The following is a 945-nucleotide window of genomic DNA, read 5'->3' on the forward strand; positions in this document are numbered from 1 at the left end:
CGCCCCCCCCCCCCACCCCGCCCGCCCCCCCCCGCGGGGGGGCCCGCGGGCCCCCCCCCCCCCCCCCCCCCCCGGCGACAGCCGCTATGGCGGGGCGCTGATGCTGGGCGGGACGCCGGTCCCGCGGCTGATGCTGCACGCCGCCAGCCTGGTCTTCCCCCATCCCGAGGGCGGCGAGCGGCGGGTCAGCGCGCCGATCCCTGACGACATGCGGGCGATTCTGGATAAGCTGGGCCTGGCCGTTCCCGACCGCCAAGGTCCGGAACGCCAGCGGTCGGACGACCGTTAAGCCTGGCAGGAGACATCGCCATGAAACCGCTGATCGTGCTCGCCTTTTCCGCCGCCCTGCTGACCGCCTGCGCCACCGCCCCGACCGTCTACGGCCCGCGGACCGGCCCCAGCAGCGCCGGCTATTCCGAGTACCGCCTGGAGGCCGGCCGCTACCGCGTCACCTTCCAGGGCAATCCCGGCGCGCCGGTCAACCAGGTCTCGGACTATGTGCTGCTGCGGGCCGCCGAACTGGCCCTGCGCGACGGCTATGACTGGTTCCGGGTCGCCGACCGGGTGACCGAGCAGACCGGTTCGAGCCGAGGCTCGTCCCTGTCGATCGGCGGGGGCTCGGGCGGCTATGGCCGCCACAGCTCGGTCGGGCTCGGGGTCGGCACCAGCTTCAACCTCGGTCCCGGCCCGGCGGTCAGCAGCTCGGTGGAGGCGGTGTTCGGCAAGGGCCCCCGGCCGCGCGACGCCGACGTCTACGACGCCCGCGACATCGTGCGGACGGTGGGGCAGGGCCGGGCGTCGGTCTAGATTATTCGCCCCTAGTGTCCTGACTCAGAAGTTCGCGGACTCGGTATCGACTCAGTCGTGACAGACTCTCTTGGTTTTAGGGAGGCTGCGGGATGGTGGGTCGGGAGTTGCCGGCGGTGGAGTTGGAAGAGGCGGAGC

At 72.8% G+C, this 945-nt stretch carries 1 protein-coding gene and 1 pseudogene; both read left to right on the forward strand.

All coding sequences use genetic code 11. From position 1 onward, the window contains the following. Positions 1–82: 82 nt before the first annotated feature. Positions 83–289: pseudogene (locus tag ACIPQB_RS22085) on the forward strand (RluA family pseudouridine synthase); the annotation flags it as partial. 20 nt (positions 290–309) lie between these two features. Further along, positions 310–807 carry a CC0125/CC1285 family lipoprotein gene (locus ACIPQB_RS22090; protein WP_446487396.1) on the forward strand — a complete coding sequence of 166 codons (498 nt, stop codon included), beginning with the start codon at positions 310–312 and terminating at the stop codon, positions 805–807. Positions 808–945: the final 138 nt, after the last annotated feature.

This window comes from Caulobacter sp. LARHSG274, assembly GCF_052871235.1.

What these genes read in the sequence shown, in the direction of transcription:
- ACIPQB_RS22090 (WP_446487396.1), top strand. Translation starts at nt 310, where the DNA reads ATGAAACCGCTGATCGTGCTCGCCTTTTCCGCCGCCCTGCTGACCGCC.